This is a genomic window from Uliginosibacterium sp. TH139, assembly GCF_002855595.1.
Lineage (GTDB): Bacteria > Pseudomonadota > Gammaproteobacteria > Burkholderiales > Rhodocyclaceae > Uliginosibacterium > Uliginosibacterium aquaticum.
Map to the genome: position 1 here is coordinate 28,965 of NZ_PKRR01000008.1, position 16,866 is coordinate 45,830.

Genomic DNA, 16,866 nt, shown 5'->3' on the forward strand with positions numbered 1-16,866 from the left:
GCGGAACGGCGGGCTATAATAGCACCCGCTCAAGGCTCGCCCGCCTCCAGCCGGCCGGCCTCTCCATCAGACCAAGACCCACTGGCGAAACAATCTTGAACCCCCTGCTCGACCTGCTCCAGCCCTACCCTTTCGAGAAACTGCGCGCCTTGTTCAATGGCGTGAAACCAGTCGATCTACCGGCAATCCGACTATCCATCGGCGAGCCGCAGCATGCCACACCGGATCTGATCTTCAAGGCCATGAGCGACGCTTTCTCAGGGCTGGCGGTATATCCCACCACGGCGGGCACGGACGCTTTGCGTCAGACAATTGCAGACTGGACCATGCGCCGCTATCGACTGCCGGCGCTGGATTGGGCAACGCAGGTTCTGCCGGTCAATGGATCGCGCGAAGCCCTGTTCAGCTTTGCCCAGGCCGTGGTCGATGCCAGCAAGCCTGCAGCGTTGGTGGTGTGCCCGAACCCGTTCTATCAGATCTATGAAGGCGCCGCCCTGCTTGCCGGCGCCCAGCCGGTGTTCCTGAATCAAACACCGGAAAACAATTTCGGCTTCGATCTGGATGCGCTTTCGGCTGACGAATGGGCGCGTGTGCAGCTCTTCTACGTGTGTTCGCCGGGCAATCCGACGGGGCGTGTGCTATCGCTCGATGAATGGAAAGCGCTGTTCGAGCTGTCGGATAAATACGGTTTCGTGATCGCTGCCGACGAGTGCTATTCCGAAATCTACTTCGACGAAGCCCTTCCTCCGCTGGGCGCGCTCGAAGCGGCCCATAAGCTCGGGCGCAGCGGTTTTCCGCGTCTGGTGGTGTTCTCCAGCCTCTCCAAGCGCTCCAACGTGCCGGGCCTGCGCTCTGGTTTCGTGGCGGGCGACGCCAAGGTTCTGGCCGGCTTTCTCAAGTACCGCACCTACCACGGCTGCGCCATGAGCACGACCGTGCAGGCAGCCAGCATCGCCGCCTGGAAGGACGAGGAGCATGTTCGCGCCAATCGCATGATGTACCGCGAGAAGTTTGATGCGCTGGTCCCCTTGCTTTCTCCTGTGCTGGAAGTCAGCCGTCCGGATGCCGGCTTCTATCTGTGGGCGCGCACGGCGGGAGACGATGCCGAATTCGCGCGCGACCTGCTCGCCGCCACCAATGTCACGGTCCTTCCGGGACAATATCTTGCAAGGCAGGCACATGGCCGCAACCCCGGCCAGGGCTTCATCCGCATCGCATTGGTTGCCACCGGGCAGGAATGTCTGACCGCTGCGCAGCGCATCGTGGATCACCTCAAGTAATTTCGTTTACATACACCCTTCACCATCAGGAAAACGCAATGTCCCAACATCCGCTGCAGCCCCTCATCGAAGAAGCCTTCGAACGTCGTGCCGAAATCACCCCGACCGCCTGTGATCCCGTGCTTGCCAAGGCCATCGAGGAAGTGATTGCCGAGCTGGACGCTGGCCGCCTGCGTGTCGCCGAGAAGATCAACGGCGACTGGGTGACTCATCAATGGCTCAAGAAGGCCGTGCTGCTCTACTTCCGCACCCATGACAACGCGGTGATGGACGGTGGCGATGCCGTGCGTTATTTCGACAAGGTGCCGACCAAATTTGCCGACTATTCTGAGGCTGATTTCCGTGCCGGCGGTTTCCGCGTGGTGCCGAATGCCGTGGCCCGTAAAGGCAGCTACATCGGCAAGAACGTGGTGCTGATGCCGTCCTACGTGAACATCGGCGCCTATGTGGATGACGGTGCGATGGTCGACACCTGGGCCACCGTCGGCTCCTGCGCCCAGATCGGCAAGAACGTGCACCTCTCCGGCGGCGTCGGCATTGGTGGTGTGCTTGAGCCCTTGCAGGCCAACCCGACCATCATCGGCGACAACTGCTTTGTCGGCGCCCGCTCCGAAGTGGTGGAAGGTGTGATTGTTGAAGACAACTGCGTCATCTCGATGGGCGTATATATCGGCAAGAGCACCAAGATCTACGATCGCGCCACCGGCGAAGTCACTTATGGCCGTATCCCGGAAGGCTCGGTTGTTGTCTCCGGCAACCTGCCTTCGGCTGATGGCAAGTACTCGCTTTACTGTGCTGTGATCGTCAAGCGTGTGGATGCTCAGACCCGCTCCAAGACTTCGATCAATGAGCTGCTTCGCGACTAAAATGCTGTAAAAAGCGGGAGGCCCGGCGGGCCTCCCGGTCTATCCGGGAGAGGCTTCATGATCTTCGACAAGCTGTTCCAGCTGATGGCCGAGCGCCATGCTTCCGATATTTTTGTATCGGCCGGCGCCCCCATCCATATCAAGATTGACGGGGTTGTCATCCCGATCAATCAGCAGCACATGGAGCCAGCGGTCATCCAGCGCATGGCTTACGAGATCATGAACCCGGAGCAGATCGCGATCTTTGAGCGAGACCGGGAACTCAACATCTCCTTCTCGCGCCGTGGGCTCGGAAATTTCCGCATCAATTTCTTCTGGCAGCGCAACAGCGTTTCAATCGTGGTGCGTTTCATCCAAGGTGAAATCCCCGCCCTGGAAAGCCTCAACCTGCCGCCAGTTCTCTACGACATCATCATGGAGAAACGCGGACTGGTACTGGTGGTTGGTGCAACCGGCTCCGGCAAGTCGACCACCATCGCGTCGATGCTGGACTATCGCAACACCCACGTTTCGGGGCATATCCTGACCGTGGAAGACCCGATTGAATATCTCTTCCGCCACAAGAAATCCGTAGTGAATCAGCGTGAGGTCGGTTTCGACACGCATAGCTGGAATGATGCGCTGAAAAACGCCATGCGACAGGCGCCGGACTGCATCCTGATCGGTGAAATCCGCGATCTGGAAACCATGAAAGCGGCCATCTCCTATGCCCAGTCAGGGCATCTGGTGCTGGCTACCCTGCATGCCAACAACGCTCACCATGCACTGAACCGCATCACCAGCTTCTTCCCGCTTGAAAACCGGCCCCTGCTCTTCCTGGATCTTGCCGTCTCCCTGCGCAGCGTGGTGTCGCAACGTCTCGTCAAGAAGCCGGATGGTTCCCGCGTCCCGGCCGCTGAAATCCTCATGAATACGCGCCACATTGCTGAGCTCATCGAGCGCGGTGAGTTTGGTGACGTGCGCGAGGCCATGGAAAAATCCCTGGCGCCCGGTTCACAGACTTTTGAACAAGATCTCTATCGTCTCTATCGCTCAGAGGTCATTACCCTCGAAGAGGCGCTGGCCAACTCGGATTCTCCGACCAACTTCTCCTGGCTCGTGAATAATGCGCCAACGGAAGAGGAAGCCGCCAAGAAGCCGCTCATGCAACTCGACAGCATTGTTGAATTCGAGCCTGCCGAAGACGATGGCGCCTCCTTCAGTTCGTTTACCCTGCACATGGACGAAACGAGCTGAGTCTCGCCCCACCCGAAACCTTGCGGCGCCCCGGGGCGCCGCACGCATTTTGAAAGTACCTCATGCAAGAGCACGACTGCGGCGATCACTGCGATCATCACGACCACGAAGAGCATGACCACCACCACCATGGCCCGCTGGAGGAGTTGGTGACCGTCCGCGATTTGATCCGCTACGCCACCAGCCACTTCAATCGCGCCGGTCTCTTCTTCGGTCACGGCAGCGTAGATGCCTATGATGAGGCGGTGTACCTCGTGCTGCGCACGCTGCATCTGCCCATCGATCGCCTGGAACCCTTTCTGGATGCATGCATCCCGACCGCGGAGCGTGCGGAGGTGTTGGATATTCTCCAGCGCCGGGTTGAGGAACGCATCCCTGCAGCCTATCTGACCCACGAAGCCTGGCTGGGCGACTTCCGATTCTATGTGGACGAACGCGTGATCGTGCCGCGCTCTTTCTGCTTCGAGCTCCTGCGTGAGGGCTTTTCACCCTGGCTTCAGGAAACAGAATCAGTCTCGCGTGTACTGGATTTATGCACGGGTAGCGGTTGCCTGGCCATCCTGATGGCCCATCATTTCCCCAATGCAGCAGTGGATGCCATTGATTTATCAAGCGATGCGCTCGACGTTGCACAGCAGAACGTAGTGGATTACGGCCTGCAGGATGTAGTGCGCTTGATCAAATCGGACGTTTTCGACGCCCTGGCTGACGAACGCTATGATCTGATCCTGAGCAACCCGCCTTATGTTACCGAAGAATCCATGCAGGCCTTGCCCGGAGAGTATCTGCACGAGCCGCGTATGGCGCTGGCCGCGGGCGAAGACGGCATGGACATCGTACGCCGCATCATTGCCGGTGCTCGCCGCCATCTGACGGATGAAGGTATCCTCGTAGTCGAGGTTGGTCACAATCGTGATTTGGTTGAGGCTGCTTTCCCGGCACTTGAGTTTGTCTGGCTGAGCAGTGCCAGCGAGGAAGAAAAGGTCTTCCTTCTGCGCGCTGATCAGCTTCCTGCCTGACCCTTGAGCCGGGAGCAAACCGCGATCACCCCGGCCCCTTTACGTAGAAATAAGCGCTTCACCCCGGACTGCCCGAAAGTCGCCGCACTGGATCAGATGAATCAGGCAAACCGAATTGCTTCAAGCATTGCATTCTGCTGCCGCTAGTAATCGCAGCATTTCCGCAAACCGCAGCAACTGATCCGGTACCGGCACCTGTGTGCCGCCGGGAGGCACGATGGCAACAGATCGACCAATCCTCCTCGTAGAGGACAATCCAGACGATGAAGCGCTCACCCTGAGGGCCTTCAACAAAAACAAGATAAGCAATCAGGTTATCGTTGCCAGAGATGGTGTCGATGCCGTTGATTATCTCTTCGGCATGGGCCGACATGCCGGGCGAGACACCTCTGTCATGCCCGCAGTAGTCTTTCTGGATCTGAAGCTACCGCGCATTGACGGGCTGGAGGTGTTGCGCCGCATCAGGGCGGACTCACGCGCCAACCTCCTGCCAGTCGTTGTGCTGACCACCTCCCGCGAAGCAGACGACATTCAGGAAGCCTATCGTCTTGGCGCCAACAGCTATATCCGCAAACCCGTCGATTTCGAACGCTTCCTGACCATCGTAGGCCAATTGGGCCTCTACTGGCTGGAATACAACGAGTTAGCCGAGTCTCGCGCCGATTGAGCCAGCCAAGCTGCGGCTAGATGCTCTTAGCCACGCATTTACAGACCTCCGGCACCAGTCTTCTCAAGCGTATTCAGCAGAGGCTGAATTGCTGCTCCAACAGAGATCTGTGGCTCCGAGGCCTCTAAGCCCTCTTCTTTCTCCCGCCGTTCAACACTCTGGCGCGCTTGCTCAAAGGCCGCAGTGAAAGAGTGGCTCTGCCGCAATGCCTCGTCGAAATAGGCCTTGCCAAAAAAGGTCCAGTCAGCCGCATGACTGCAGCCATGTGAATTGCGATCAGCGCGTGATGCAGTCATGACCAGCGTATGTGCGTCCTGCAAGGGTTCAACGAAGCCCCCGGAATAGCAGGCCGAAACAACAATCACCCGGTTCTGGATTCCCGCCTCGTCAAGCGCTGCGCGCAGGCTTTGCGGCGTTAACTCTCCGAAGCGAAATGGCCACAGATCAAGCGAAAAATGATGGTCGGCCGCGCCATGTGAAGTCATGAAGAGGAACAAAACATCTTCCTCGCGATTCATCTTGCGACCGATATCACTCAGCGCCCGCTGCAGGGCGATTGTGCTGGCTACGGGCCGCTCCTGAACGGTCGCAGGATTGTTCAGTAACACCACACTTCGACCCTGCGTGTTGAAACGCTCTGCAAACAGGGCTTCGACGCTCTCAACCTCACGCCGGAAAACATCCTGTGCGCCATAACCACCAAGCGCCAGCAAATAGAGTTCAGGCACCCCGGCACGTCCGGGGCGAATGGCCGCCAGAGCCCGCTCCAGCAATGCGGGTTGAGCGTAGAGTACTCCCTCATCAGTAGTAGCCTCCCAGCGATTGGTGGCGTTGGCATTTTCCTGTCTGGAATAGTCTGGCACCCACAGACGAACCTGCCCCAGATTCAAGCTCAAGGCCACGACGTACATGAAGCTCACCCCGAGCACTGCCCCCATGCGCTGGTCGGCAGACAATTCCAGAGTGCGTACCAGTGCCACGATGCTGACCAATGCCATCCACACTAAGACGATTCCGTTTAGCGCCTCCAGATACTGTGCCGCGGGGGTACTCTGCAATAACGCGAAAGCGAGCAGCATAGGAGCTTGAATGACTAACCCGGAAGCAAGCAAGGCCAGAACAGCCGCCGAAATCCTGCCTTGCAGGGTGCTGCAGTTCGATACAGCCCAGGCACACAGCAATACGCAGAGCACGCTAAAGGACTGATAAGGCAGCGCATAGGCGTTCAAGCTCCCATCAAGTCCAACCATATAAAGGTCGTAAACCAGGCCTATCAACAAGCCCAGGGCCTGTAGCAGCACAATCTGCAGGATCGAGACGCGCAGACTGGCCACAGCCTTGCTATGAAAAAAAGCGAACAGGAGGCCCGCCTTAAGGTTCTGAGCCAGATCTTCCAGCGCGCGCAAACCGCGCTTTTCCGGCAATGACAGTGGCAAAGGAGGTGATGCGCTGGCCTTGAGGCCACTAGAGGACTCCACACTGCGCAACCAGGCTGAAAAATCTGCATCGTCCGCAAAGCTGCGCCGAGGCACAAAAAATGCGCGATAACCCTTCTGGTAGATCAGCGCTCCTCCGCTATTACACTCGATTCCCTGGAGCGCGGACCAAGGGATATGGCTATAGCCAAGCTGCGTGTCGATGACGACGCCCTCTTCCTCCAGCGCCAGCCTAAAAGTCGCTGGCAAATCTGCCGCCAGCCGCTTCATCTGCAGACGCATCACCAGAAACTGCAGCCCACATATCAGCAGGGCGAAGATAGTCAAGACCTGGCCATTCACTCCGGCGAGCAATCCCTCTTCATCAAAGAGCCATCCCAGAAGCACCCCCAACGCGAGCCACACAGGCAGTAGAACCCAAGGGCGACTGCGTGTCGTTCGCTGCAGACGCACTGTACAGGCACCCACAAGCTGCATGCGTTCAGCGGAGTTGTTCTCTACCCTGATCCAGTCAGGGGAAGTCGTATCACTCATTGGCATCAGATCCGGTTATTCCGCATGCATGATGCGGGCTTTCGAGCTGCCCGGCAAGTCAAGGTCAACGCGGCCTTGATTCCCAGATCTTCTGTAGGCGCTTTACGCTGACCGGCATCGGCGTCTTCAGCTCTTGCGCATAGAGCCCCACGCGCAGCTCCTCCAGCAGCCAGCGGAATTCTTCCAGCTGCGGATCGATCAAGCCGCCACGTTGCGTGGCGATCCATTCGCGCTCCCACGGCCCGGCCAGCGATTTCCACTCAGCCATCAGCTGCACATCGCGCGCGGGGTTGTTGCGCATTTTTTCGATGCGCACGTCGATGGCCTTCAGGTAGCGCGGGAAGAGCGCGAGCTTCTCGAAGGGATAGGCGATCAGGAAGTTCTTGGGCAGCAGCTTGCCGATCTGCCCTTGCACGTCGGCCAACAAGTCAGGGAAGCCCTTGAGGTTGGCGAAGCGCTTCTGCAGCGAGGCGTGCTCCGTGAGCAGCGTTTGCACGAGGCGCATCAGTTCCTGCGCGACCAGGCTGACGCGGGTCTTGGCCTCCAGCACGCGCTGGTTGAAGTCGGTGGGATTCACCGGCAGTGGCGCCATCAGGCAAGTACGGATCAACGTGGCTTCGATGAGCTGGGCTTTCAGCTCGGCCTCAGTGCCGAAGGGCATGAATTGCAAGGACAGCGGGCGCAGGCCGGGCAAACGCTCGACCGCCTTGACCTGATCCTTAAGGTTCAGCGCAAAGAGGCGCACCAAGCCTTTGCGATGCACGCGGGCGGCTTCCTCTTCGGTATCGAAAGGCCGCAAGCTGACCGAATCGCCATCGTCATGCAGGGCCGGAAAGCCGATCAGGTTGCGCTTGCCGATCTTCACTTCCAGCAATTCCGGCAGCGGGCCGAAGCTCCAACTGGTGATGCCGGAGAAGGCCGTGTGCTGGCCGTCTTCGTCGAGCATTTCATTTGTAGGGTGCGCATTGCGCACCGCCGTTTGCCCTGGCGCATCCGCGTGCGCAGTGCGCACCCTACTTTCGTCATCTTGCGCAGGCTTGCCCTGCACATTCAGAGCAGCCAGCTGCGCCCCCATCGAACCCTCGATCTGCGCGGCGCGGAAGGCAGCGGCGGCCGTGTCCTTGAGCTTCAGCCGCAGCTCGGCGAGATCGCGCGACTGGTCGAGCACGCGGCCGTGCTGGTCGATCACGCGGAAATTCATGAAGCAGTGCGGGTTCAGGTTCTCAAAGCGGAAGCTGGCCATATCCAGCTTGTAACTCACCCGCTCCTCGACAAAGCGCTGCAGCGCGCGCACCAGCGGCTCGTCTGGCTTGTACTCACCCGCCTCGATGGCATCGAGAAAGGCGCGAGTGCTCTCGCCAATCGGCTGCAGGCGGTGGCGATGGCGCTGCGGCACGGTCTTGAGGAGCGCAGTGACCTTCTCCTCCAGCATGCCCGGCACCAGCCATTCGCAGCGATTCGCCGGCACTTGATTGAGCATGGCGACCGGCACGGTCAGCGTGACGCCATCATCGTTCGCGCGCGGCTCGTGCACATATGTGAGCTTGAGGTGCTGACCCATCACTTCGAACTCAGCCGGGAACTTGTCGCTGCTCGCGCCTGCGGCTTCGTGGCGCATCAATTGCTCGCGCTCCAGATGCAGGCACTTCGGATTCGTCCGCTCAGCCTGCTTGCGCCACGCTTCGAACATGCGCAGATCAGTCACTTCGGCTGGAATCTGCGCGTCGTAAAAGGATTCGATCAACGCGTCATCGACCAGCAGATCGGGGCGGCGCATCTTCTGTTCCAGGCGCTCGATCTCGGCAATCAGGCGCCGGTTGTGCTGGAAGAAAGGCATATTGCGCGCCGCCGCTTCATCGATCTCGCCCGCCACCAGACCATCACGGATCAGCAGCTCACGGCACAGCGCCGGATCTTCCTTGTCAAACCCGCAAGGCCGGCGCGGATAGAGGGTGATGCCATGGAGCACGCCGCGCTCCCAGGCGCGCACGGCGCCCTTGGCTTTTTCCCAGTGCGGCTCGTAGACGCTCTTCCTCACCAGATGCGCGCCGACATCCTCCAGCCATTCCGGTTCGATTTTGGCGATGCAGCGCGCGAAGAGTTTGCTGGTGTCGATCAGTTCGGCCGCCATCAGCCACTTACCCACGCGTTTCGCCATGAAGGAACCCGGATGCGGCCAGAACTTGATGCCGCGTGCGCCGTTGAAAGCCCCCACCCAAGGCCCGCTCGCATCCTCGATCTTCACCCCGATATGCCCGAGAAGCCCGGCCAGCAAGGCTTTGTGGATAGCCTCGTAGGAAGCGCCCTGCCCGCCTGGTTTGGCAGATTTCTCCAGAGCAGGCTCAACTTGCTGAATCTGGCCCTTGAGCTTGTCGAAGGACTTGCTGCGCAACGCAGGCGCGGCGGACTTGGCCTGGGACTGGATTTCGGGCTTGCTCTTGGCCGGCGCAGCCGCCTCGGCAGCTTCGCCCTTTGGCGTCTTGTGAATCCAGCCATGCTCCGCGCACAGCTCGTGCAACTGGGTGTGGATGTCGCGCCACTCGCGCATGCGCAACCAGGAGAGAAAATGCGTCTTGCACCAGGCCTTCTGCTTGCTGGAGCCTTCGTGGCGCCATACTTCGTCGGCGGCCTGCCACAGATTCCAGTACCAGAGGAATTCGCTCTTCGGCTCGGCCTTGTCATCCGGCGCAACGCGGAAACGCGCATGCGCCTGATCGGCGGTTCCAGGCTGCTCGGGCGGGCGCTCGCGCGGGTCCTGCACCGACAGCGCGGCGGCGATCACAAGCACCTCGCGCAAGGCGCCGCGATCCCGCGCGGCGAGTATCATGCGGCCGATCTTCGGGTCCAGCGGCATCTTGGCCAACTCGCGGCCAATCGGCGTCAGCTCATTGTCATCATCCACCGCGCCCAACTCATTGAGCAGCTGATAGCCATCGGCAATCATCTTGCCGCTGGGCTTGTCGATGAAGGGGAAGTCTTCCACCGCGCCGAGTCGCAGCGACTTCATGCGCAGGATCGCACCGGCCAGTGAGCAGCGCAGCACTTCCGGCTCAGTGTGCGCGAGGCGGCGATTGAAATCGTCTTCGCTGTAGAGGCGGATGCAGATGCCGTCCTGCACCCGGCCGCAACGCCCGGCGCGCTGCTTGGCCGCACTCTGGGCAATCTTCTCGATCTGCAGCAGCTCGACCTTGTTGCGGTGGGAATAACGGTTCAGCCGCGCCAGCCCCGCATCCACCACATAGCGGATGCCCGGCACGGTCAGCGAAGTTTCAGCCACATTAGTGGAGAGCACCACACGGCGACCATTCGAGCGACTGAACACACGCGCTTGCTCCGCCGCCGACTGGCGCGCAAACAACGGCAGGATCTCGGTACTCGGCAGATGGTCCTTGCGCAAGGCTTCGGCGGCTTCGCGGATTTCGCGCTCACCCGGCAAAAAGACCAGCACGTCGCCCAGCCCCTCGCGCTGCAGCTCGCTCACAGCCTCGACAATCCCCTCGTAGAGATCTCGATTCGGATTACGGTTTTTCGGCGCGGTCGTGCGCACACCGGCGCGCAGCAAGGGCTTGGAGGTAATCTCCTCTTCGTCCTCAATCGGGCGGTAGCGCACTTCGATGGGATACAGACGCCCAGACACTTCCAGCACCGGTGCGAGCTTGTCGCCCTGCGCGAAGTGCTTGGCAAAGCGCTCGGCATCCAGCGTGGCGGAGGTAACGATCACCTTCAGATCCGGCCTGCGCGGGAGGAGCTGGCGGATATAGCCGAGCAAGAAGTCGATGTTGAGGCTGCGTTCGTGCGCCTCATCGATGATCAGTGTGTCGTAATGCGACAACAGCGGATCGCCCTGCGTCTCGGCGAGCAGGATGCCGTCGGTCATCAGCTTGATGTAGCTGTCGGCACTGGTGTGGTCGGTAAAGCGCACCTTGAAGCCGACGGTGCTGCCCAGCTCGCTTTGCAGCTCTTCGGCAATCCGCGTGGCGGTGGCACGCGCAGCAAGACGCCGCGGCTGGGTGTGACCGATCAGGCCGGCTTCGCCGCGCCCGAGCTCAAGGCAGATTTTGGGAAGCTGGGTCGTCTTGCCGGAGCCGGTCTCGCCACAGATGATGACGACCTGGTGCTCGCGGATCGCCTTGGCGATCTCGTCGCGACGCTGATTGACCGGTAGCTCAGCGGGAAAGCTTGGTTTGGGCAGTTTCTCGCGACGGATAGCGCGCGTTGCGATGGATCTCTCTACACGCTCACGCAAAGAGTCAGGAAGATCGGCAACCTTTGACGCACGAACTTTCAGCTCCCGCAGTTGGCGACGCAGGGCCGGCCGGTCACGGGTAAGAACGAGATTGAGCAGATCGGGCAATTCCGGGAAAGACATCAAGGCACGCCAGCAGGCCAAAGGGCCGCTATTTTAACCGCTGCACACTTATCGGCCGGACTACTTGTAGATGCTAGAGAAATGCCCGGCAGGATCCGGTCAAAACGGATCACCGCCGATCACGCAAGCAATACAGCGCGTGTTTCGCCTGGATACGCCAAGCAGAACGACCTATACCGCCAAGGCAGTACGCAACTGTTTGCAGTTCGCCCACGCAGGACGAAGCTGGATCTGATTAGCGGCGACGCTGAGGTGCCGGGCCACCAGGACCACGACCTTCGATATGACGGAAGGTAATACGGCCCTTGGACAGATCATAGGGCGAAAGCTCCAGCGAAACCTTGTCACCCGCCAGAATGCGGATGTGGTGCTTGCGCATCTTGCCCGAGGTGTAAGCCACGAGTTGGTGTCCGTTTTCAAGCGTAACGCGATAGCGCGAATCCGGCAGCACTTCGTCGACCGCACCATTCATTTCGATGAGTTCTTCTTTTGCCAAAGGGAGTCTCCTGAAAATATCGGGAAAAAGAAAAAGCCCGGCACAGGCCGGGCTCTTCCGGTGGAGCCTTGCAGCGCACATGGCGCTACATCGGCCCCTGCTTATTCAGCGCGAATGTTCGAGGCTTGCTCGCCCTTCGGGCCGGTGATGATGTCGAAGCTCACGCGCTGGTTTTCCTGCAGCGACTTGAAGCCACCGCCTTGGATAGCGGAAAAGTGAGCAAACAGATCCTTGCCACCACCATCGGGGGTGATGAAGCCGAAACCCTTGGAATCATTGAACCACTTCACGGTACCAGTTGCCATCTCTTGAATCTCCTGAAAAAAATTAAAAATAAGGGGATGCCCCCAGAGCGCGGTTAAAAACCAGATGCTCTGCGAAGCTCAAGACAGCGGGGGTCATGAAGGGAGGAACTACCGGAGAACCGGGGATTACGCCTGACAAAACTGAGCATTACTTGAAAATCGCGTGACTACTGTGCCTGTTTATTCCCGCTTTGGCAAATGTTTTCTTCACCCCTGCCCAATAGTTTGCAGTATCTGTCGCGCAGAGAGCGTTAGTGACAAGGCCATTCAGCCTTCGGACTAAGGCAGAGCATCCAGGGCTAATGCCGCACCTGCTACCAACGCCCGGCCGAGACTGCCAATCAATTCGGATTCGAGTTGCCATGTGTGCCAGTAAAGCGGAACCGCCACCGGCATCTGCGGGGTGACATTCACCAGAAGCCCATCCTTCAGTGCGGCGCGACATTGAGCCAGCGGTGACATACCGTAGCCATAACCAAGAATCGCAGCTTCCAGATAGGCCTCGTAAGCTGGCACAAAGTGATGCGGAAAGCGTGGCTCAGCCCAATCCAGACAGCGCGCCAAATGATCAGCTTGGAGAGCATCCCGGCGGTTAAATACCAGAGCGGGAGCACGCTGCGCAGCAGCAATCGTCAAGCCACGCGGGAAATAACGTTGCGCAAACTCCGGTGAAGCGACGCACACATAAGGCATCTGACCCAGCGGCACAACCAAAAATCCCTTTGTCGCTCTCCCCTCAGAACCAATAGAGCCCAGCACCTCACCATTACGTAAACGCGCCTGAGTCTGAGTCTGATCGTCTACCACAAATTCCAGAGTCAGCTCCGGATGGGCGTGCACCCAATCCTTCAGCGCTGGCAACACCCAAGTTCCAAGGCTGTCGCCATTGACGGCAATTCGCAATTGCCCCTGGGTTGCAGCCGCTTTCATCTCCGGCCACACCTCCATAGCCAACAAGCGGGTTTGTCTCGCAAAGCGCAGCAGCGGCTGAGCGGCCGGCGTAGGCCGCACCGGTCGGGTGCGAAACAACAACGGGGTTCCCACCTGAGACTCAAGTGCACGAATGCGCTGCGACACCGCTGACTGAGTAATTGCCAGCGTCGTTGCGGCCTTGTCGAAGCTACCCTCGGTAGCAACAGCCTCCAGACACTCCAGTAGCGAGAAATCCAAGCTCATTAGAAACCCTTATGAAACATGATGATTATTCAAGATGCTAATACAAAACGCTATCTCACCTTTAGATTCCTGCTTGGCCGCCAAGAGGGACGGCTCTGGGAGAACACAAATGAACAGCTTCATGCAGGGATTCACAATCAGCGGCGGTTTGATCCTCGCCATCGGGGCCCAGAATGCGCATGTTCTCAGAATGGGCCTTACCCGCCAGCATGTACTGCCAACAGTGTTGATTTGCGCTATTTCAGACGCTTTGTTGATCGGTTTGGGAATAGCAGGCATGGGCGCATTGCTGGATAAATGGCCGCATGCTGTCCAACTGGCAACCTGGGCTGGCGCAGCATTTCTGGCTTGGTACGCGATGAATTCGCTTCGTGCGGCCTTTTCACGCCGTCACATGAATGTAGCCCCAAAAGGAGAGCCGATCACTCTGCTGCGCGCGGTCATGTTGATACTTGCTTTCACTTATCTCAATCCCCATGCCTGGCTGGACACGGTGGTGCTGATCGGCTCAATCGGGGCACATCTGGCCGGTGGCGAGCGCTGGATATTCTGGCTCGGCTGCATCACTGCGTCGGCCACCTGGTTCACCTTGCTGGGCTTCGGCGCAGCCCGCCTGACGCCATTGTTTGCCAAACCAACCTCCTGGCGCATACTCGACGCCGTCGTCGGAGTGGGTATGGGGGCCCTGGCCTTCAGCTTGGTGCATTGAAATCACGGGTGGGACGCGAAGTTTGGAAAGGTATCCAAACCGATGCGCTAACTGGGCACAAAAAGCGTGCAGGTGGGTATGTGGCTCAACATAAGGATCGGGCTGCCAGAGCGGGCGCTCGTTCATCACTTGCTCGTGCGCGAGGGGCGGTAATCCCCAGACTGCATTTGCCATCACTCTTTGTCGACAACGTGTACCTTGCGGGACAGGTTGTTGCCCCCACAGGGCATACATCACCTCTTCGACGGAATTCCGGAGCCCAGGGACAGAATTCCCCCACGAGGCAGAAAAGGTCCGTTCTACACTGCGATGTAGAATGCGCGACCCTTGCGAGCCCACATCATGAACACCAAGACCTACGACATCCGCCCTGGCCAGTCCGTTGAACTACTCAAAGCGCTGCACATCCTCACACGTGACGGCAAGATGAATCAGGACAGCCGGCGCAAACTCAAACAGGTCTATCACCTCTTCCAGTTCATCGAACCCCTCCTGCAGGACGCTCTCAATCACGGTCACGATCTGACCTTGGTAGATCACGGAGCCGGCAAGAGCTACCTAGGGTTCATCCTGTTCGATCTGTTCTTCAAGGAACACGCGCCTCAAGGCCGGATCTGGGGTATCGAAACGCGCGATGAGCTGGTCACAAGCTCGCGCGAGCTGGCTAAACACCTGGGTTTCGGTGGTATGGAGTTTCTGAATCTGTCTGTTGCGGACTCGATCGACTCCGCTGCCCTGCCTGCGCGAATCGATGTAGTGACTGCCCTACATGCCTGCAACACCGCCACGGACGACGCAATCCGCTTTGCGCTGGCACGTGGCGCCCGCCACATTGTGCTGGTTCCATGCTGCCAGGCCGAGGTCGCTGCCACGCTGCGCAAGAACAAGGGGCAGATGCTGGGGAAATCCGCACTCACCGAACTGTGGCGCCACCCGATCCACACCCGCGAATTCGGTAGCCAACTCACTAATGTGTTGCGTTGCCTGCAACTCGAAGCGCACGGCTATCAGCTAAACGTGACCGAACTCGTAGGCTGGGAACACTCAATGAAAAACGAACTGATCATCGCCAGCCATACCGGCCACGGCAAACGTGCGTCAGCAACCCGGTTGGGCGAAATTCTGGCGACGACCGGACTGGAGGAGTTACGCGAACGCTTCTTCGTACCGGACGCCACACACTGAACGATTAATCCACGATGCGGTTCAGATAGTCCAGGTCGAGTGGTTTCTGGCAGTCTGCCTCGTCCGCACATAAACCGGCTTCCTTCATGCGCGAGGCCATCGCCGCGAGGCGCTTATCCTGGTCAGCCACATGGTCAAGCAAGGCGTGCAGAGCCTTGGAGACTGGATCATCCATATTGCGTGTCACGCCGTAGGCGGAAAAATCGGGTTTATCGCCACGTTCATCTTTCGGCTCCAGAACATGGGCCGGATTTCCCACGGCCGTCGCCCCCGCCGGTATCGGCTTAACCACCACTGCGTTCGAGCCGATCTTGGCTCCTGCGCCAACCGTAAAGCCCCCCAGCACCTTGGCTCCAGCCCCTACCACCACGCCAGCCTCCAGTGTTGGATGACGCTTCACACCCCGATACAAGGAGGTGCCCCCCAGCGTCACGCCTTGGTAGATGGTGCAGTCATCACCTACTTCAGCGGTTTCCCCTATCACAACACCAAAACCATGATCGATGAACACGCGTCTGCCCAAGCTTGCTCCAGGGTGGATCTCGATCCCTGTCAGCACGCGTGCGATATGCGACACACAGCGCGCCAACAGAAAGAGCTTTAGCTGCCAGAAGCGATGCGCCAGTCGATGCAGGAAGAGCGCATGCACGCCCGGGTAGCACAGCATGACCTCCAAGCCGCTGCGGGCGGCAGGATCGCGCTGGAGAACACTGGCAATATCTTCTCGGAGATGAGCAAACATGGGGCAGTCAGGAAAACACTTGGAGGTTGATGGTAAGCCGGTGCGACTTAATCAGGTTTGCGGAAACGCTCCGGAAACTGAAAACTGTTCAGCATGCCGCGAAGAATGTTGACTTCGTCGCGCTCGAGGCGAATGCGCCCGAACATGCGGCGCAAACGCGGCAACAAACGCTTGGGGTTATCCGGATTGAAAAAGCCACTGGCCGTCATGGTCTGCTGGAAATGGCCGATCATCTGCTCGACTTCATCCACCGTCGCCAGCTCGCCAAAACTTGCCGGCGCTTCGCCCGGCGCCACCACAGCCATGCGCAATTCGTAGCACATTAGCTGTACCGCCGCCCCCAGGTTCAACGAGCTGTATTCGGGATTGGTAGGAATCATCACGGGCAATTGACAGATCGCCAGCTCGTCGTTGGAAAGGCCGTATGTTTCATTGCCAAACACCAGCGCGACGTCTCCGCCTTGATTAGCGGCTTCACACAAGGTGCCCGCGGCCTCACGAGCCCACTGCATGGGCAACGACAATTCGCGGCGCCGTGCGGTAAAGGCCGCAGCCATGCTTACCCCGGTCAGCGCCTCTTCGAGAGAGTTGCAGACCGTTGCGTTAGCGAGCACATCCACGGCGCCCGAGGCACGCGACTCAGCTTCGGGGTGAGGAAAGTGCTTGGGATTGACCAGATAAAGGCGCGACAAGCCCATGGTCTTGAGCGCCCGTGCAGCAGCGCCGATATTCCCCGGAATGCCGGGTCGTGACAAAACCACACGAAATCGATTCAAAGAGAGGGCTTCAGCCATATATAATGTGCGGTTTCCTTTAGCGCACGCAGCGTGCCACCTGGCTTGCTGC

The 16,866-nt window shown here is 59.1% G+C and carries 15 protein-coding genes; 7 read left to right on the forward strand and 8 right to left on the reverse strand.

The window, feature by feature from the left end; genetic code table 11:
- The first annotated feature begins 95 nt into the window (after window positions 1-95).
- The 4 genes from dapC (at window position 96) to prmB (ending at window position 4,401) form a co-directional block, all read left to right on the forward strand.
- Window positions 96-1,280, forward strand: coding sequence for a succinyldiaminopimelate transaminase (dapC, locus tag C0V76_RS16035; RefSeq protein ID WP_101943757.1), 1,185 nt, complete (start codon window positions 96-98; stop codon window positions 1,278-1,280).
- A gap of 38 nt (window positions 1,281-1,318) precedes the next feature.
- Window positions 1,319-2,146 (forward strand): 2,3,4,5-tetrahydropyridine-2,6-dicarboxylate N-succinyltransferase, encoded by an 828-nt coding sequence (gene dapD, locus C0V76_RS16040; RefSeq protein ID WP_101943759.1) that lies wholly within the window; start codon window positions 1,319-1,321, stop codon window positions 2,144-2,146.
- Window positions 2,147-2,203: 57 nt separating this feature from the next.
- Window positions 2,204-3,382: a PilT/PilU family type 4a pilus ATPase gene (locus C0V76_RS16045; RefSeq protein WP_101943761.1), complete on the forward strand. Its 1,179-nt coding sequence runs from the start codon at window positions 2,204-2,206 to the stop codon at window positions 3,380-3,382.
- A 62-nt stretch (window positions 3,383-3,444) separates the two neighbouring features.
- On the forward strand, window positions 3,445-4,401 hold the full coding sequence (prmB, locus tag C0V76_RS16050; protein ID WP_101943763.1) for a 50S ribosomal protein L3 N(5)-glutamine methyltransferase: 957 nt from the start codon (window positions 3,445-3,447) through the stop codon (window positions 4,399-4,401).
- Window positions 4,402-4,459: 58 nt separating this feature from the next.
- On the opposite strand, the gene C0V76_RS20265 is transcribed toward prmB, so the two are convergent.
- Window positions 4,460-4,774 carry a hypothetical protein gene (locus C0V76_RS20265; RefSeq protein WP_254048282.1) on the reverse strand — a complete coding sequence of 105 codons (315 nt, stop codon included), beginning with the start codon at window positions 4,772-4,774 and terminating at the stop codon, window positions 4,460-4,462.
- Between C0V76_RS20265 and C0V76_RS16055 the strand changes: the two genes are divergently transcribed.
- Window positions 4,679-5,068 carry a response regulator gene (locus tag C0V76_RS16055; protein WP_254048280.1) on the forward strand — a complete coding sequence of 130 codons (390 nt, stop codon included), beginning with the start codon at window positions 4,679-4,681 and terminating at the stop codon, window positions 5,066-5,068. The genes C0V76_RS20265 and C0V76_RS16055 overlap by 96 nt on opposite strands.
- A gap of 38 nt (window positions 5,069-5,106) precedes the next feature.
- Here C0V76_RS16055 and C0V76_RS16060 read toward each other — a convergent pair whose 3' ends face one another.
- From C0V76_RS16060 to C0V76_RS16080, 5 genes are all read right to left on the reverse strand, one after another.
- Window positions 5,107-7,038, reverse strand: coding sequence for a C13 family peptidase (locus C0V76_RS16060; RefSeq protein WP_158239258.1), 1,932 nt, complete (start codon window positions 7,036-7,038; stop codon window positions 5,107-5,109).
- 64 nt (window positions 7,039-7,102) lie between these two features.
- Entirely contained in the window at window positions 7,103-11,407 is a 4,305-nt protein-coding gene (gene hrpA / locus C0V76_RS20270; protein ID WP_101943767.1) for an ATP-dependent RNA helicase HrpA, read from the reverse strand.
- 235 nt (window positions 11,408-11,642) lie between these two features.
- Window positions 11,643-11,903 (reverse strand): translation initiation factor IF-1, encoded by a 261-nt coding sequence (infA, locus tag C0V76_RS16070; RefSeq protein WP_101943769.1) that lies wholly within the window; start codon window positions 11,901-11,903, stop codon window positions 11,643-11,645.
- 101 nt (window positions 11,904-12,004) lie between these two features.
- Window positions 12,005-12,208 carry a cold-shock protein gene (locus tag C0V76_RS16075; protein WP_101943770.1) on the reverse strand — a complete coding sequence of 68 codons (204 nt, stop codon included), beginning with the start codon at window positions 12,206-12,208 and terminating at the stop codon, window positions 12,005-12,007.
- Window positions 12,209-12,487: 279 nt separating this feature from the next.
- Complete coding sequence (locus C0V76_RS16080; protein ID WP_101943772.1) at window positions 12,488-13,384, reverse strand: LysR family transcriptional regulator ArgP; 897 nt, start codon at window positions 13,382-13,384, stop codon at window positions 12,488-12,490.
- 109 nt (window positions 13,385-13,493) lie between these two features.
- On the opposite strand from C0V76_RS16080, the gene C0V76_RS16085 reads away from it, so the two are divergent.
- The gene (locus tag C0V76_RS16085; RefSeq protein ID WP_101943774.1) at window positions 13,494-14,093 is read left to right on the forward strand and encodes a LysE/ArgO family amino acid transporter; all 600 of its coding nucleotides are present in this window, start codon (window positions 13,494-13,496) and stop codon (window positions 14,091-14,093) included.
- Window positions 14,094-14,435: 342 nt separating this feature from the next.
- Window positions 14,436-15,278: an SAM-dependent methyltransferase gene (locus C0V76_RS16090; protein ID WP_101943775.1), complete on the forward strand. Its 843-nt coding sequence runs from the start codon at window positions 14,436-14,438 to the stop codon at window positions 15,276-15,278.
- Between the two features lie 4 nt (window positions 15,279-15,282).
- Here C0V76_RS16090 and cysE read toward each other — a convergent pair whose 3' ends face one another.
- Both cysE and C0V76_RS16100 read right to left on the reverse strand, forming a co-directional pair.
- Window positions 15,283-16,020, reverse strand: coding sequence for a serine O-acetyltransferase (gene cysE, locus C0V76_RS16095; protein ID WP_101943777.1), 738 nt, complete (start codon window positions 16,018-16,020; stop codon window positions 15,283-15,285).
- Window positions 16,021-16,067: 47 nt separating this feature from the next.
- The gene (locus tag C0V76_RS16100; RefSeq protein ID WP_101943779.1) at window positions 16,068-16,814 is read right to left on the reverse strand and encodes an RNA methyltransferase; all 747 of its coding nucleotides are present in this window, start codon (window positions 16,812-16,814) and stop codon (window positions 16,068-16,070) included.
- Window positions 16,815-16,866 lie beyond the last annotated feature (52 nt).

Bases quoted from the DNA above. Each gene is read 5' to 3' on its own strand.
- hrpA (WP_101943767.1), bottom strand. From the start codon at position 11,407: ATGTCTTTCCCGGAATTGCCCGATCTGCTCAATCTCGTTCTTACCCGT.
- C0V76_RS16085 (WP_101943774.1), top strand. From the start codon at position 13,494: ATGAACAGCTTCATGCAGGGATTCACAATCAGCGGCGGTTTGATCCTC.
- C0V76_RS20265 (WP_254048282.1), bottom strand. From the start codon at position 4,774: ATGTCGGCCCATGCCGAAGAGATAATCAACGGCATCGACACCATCTCT.
- C0V76_RS16075 (WP_101943770.1), bottom strand. From the start codon at position 12,208: ATGGCAACTGGTACCGTGAAGTGGTTCAATGATTCCAAGGGTTTCGGC.
- C0V76_RS16100 (WP_101943779.1), bottom strand. From the start codon at position 16,814: ATGGCTGAAGCCCTCTCTTTGAATCGATTTCGTGTGGTTTTGTCACGA.
- dapD (WP_101943759.1), top strand. From the start codon at position 1,319: ATGTCCCAACATCCGCTGCAGCCCCTCATCGAAGAAGCCTTCGAACGT.
- C0V76_RS16045 (WP_101943761.1), top strand. From the start codon at position 2,204: ATGATCTTCGACAAGCTGTTCCAGCTGATGGCCGAGCGCCATGCTTCC.
- C0V76_RS16090 (WP_101943775.1), top strand. From the start codon at position 14,436: ATGAACACCAAGACCTACGACATCCGCCCTGGCCAGTCCGTTGAACTA.
- cysE (WP_101943777.1), bottom strand. From the start codon at position 16,020: ATGTTTGCTCATCTCCGAGAAGATATTGCCAGTGTTCTCCAGCGCGAT.
- C0V76_RS16080 (WP_101943772.1), bottom strand. From the start codon at position 13,384: ATGAGCTTGGATTTCTCGCTACTGGAGTGTCTGGAGGCTGTTGCTACC.
- prmB (WP_101943763.1), top strand. From the start codon at position 3,445: ATGCAAGAGCACGACTGCGGCGATCACTGCGATCATCACGACCACGAA.
- C0V76_RS16060 (WP_158239258.1), bottom strand. From the start codon at position 7,038: ATGAGTGATACGACTTCCCCTGACTGGATCAGGGTAGAGAACAACTCC.